At 67.9% G+C, this 1020-nt stretch carries 1 protein-coding gene; it reads right to left on the bottom strand.

The annotated features are described in order from the left end of the window. Nucleotides 1-107 precede the first annotated feature (107 nt). A partial coding sequence (locus ACWDD9_RS43865; RefSeq protein ID WP_449814788.1) for a transposase occupies nt 108-1020 on the bottom strand: 913 nt, incomplete at its 5' end.

The following is a 1020-nucleotide window of genomic DNA, read 5'->3' as shown; positions in this document are numbered from 1 at the left end:
CTCGGATCTCCAGAGCAGGACAGCAGGCGCACAGGGCCAGCGACCGGAAAAGCCGTCAGCCTCACCCTCCCCAGTGAAGATCACCAACAGCATCAGTTCCGTGAAAGTCATGGTCGGGTGAGGATGCGGATCTGGAGGAGTCGGAAGGAGGCCCGGCCGTACATGGCGCGCTTGAGTGTTTTGACCCGATTCACGTTGCCTTCGACCCTGCCAGAGCTCCATTCGAGGGTGAGGCCGGCGGTCACGGCGTCGAGGTCCTGGCGGAGGAACCCGGCGAACGAACGGACCGGTGCGGGGGCGTCCTGATCGGCCTGGCGAATCCAGTCCGGCAGCATGCCGCCGCGCCGGTTGACCAGCAGATCTCGGAAGCATCTGGCCAGGTCACAGGCCCGGGCGATGTCCGGGCAGGCGATCCTGACACCCAGCAGCTTCTCCACCTCCTGGTCCGTGAGCGTCTCGCGCGGACGCATGATCCACGAGGTGATGCGGCGTGGGCTGGGGATGTCGGCGCGGACCGGCTCGGCCGTCCCCTCGCGGAGCTTGGCCAGGTGGCGGCGCACGACCTGGATGCTGCCGGCATAGCCGCGCTCGCGGATCTCGTGGAACAGCCGGGTGCCGCTGGTGCATCCGGAGGTGAACCGGTGGTTCAGGTAGGGCTTGAACGGCTCCAGGAGTTTCGCCTTGTGGACGCCGAAGTCCTTCGCGGACGCGAGAAGTTCGTCCAGCGGGGTGTTCCTGAAGCGGCGCACGGTCTTGCGGTCCAGGCCGAGGTGGCGGGCGATGGCGCTGATCGTCCACCTCTGCTCCAGCAGCCGGTGGACGTCCGCGTAGCGGTCGCGGGTGCGCTCGACGAGAGGCGTGCGTGGCAGCTCCGGCACCGGCAGGTCGATCACCGGAGGCTCGGGTGCCGGCTCCTCCTGTTCGGCGTGTTTGCGCAGGCAGGAGCGGTGCTGGTGGCAGGTCTTCTCGACTGCGGCGGACAGGTTCTGGAGCAGGTGCCAGCGGTCGGCGACCTCGATC

Source organism: Kitasatospora sp. NPDC001119, from assembly GCF_053598475.1.
The sequence above is the reverse complement of the archived record's forward strand: the minus strand, read 5'-3'. Positions and strand labels throughout refer to the sequence as shown.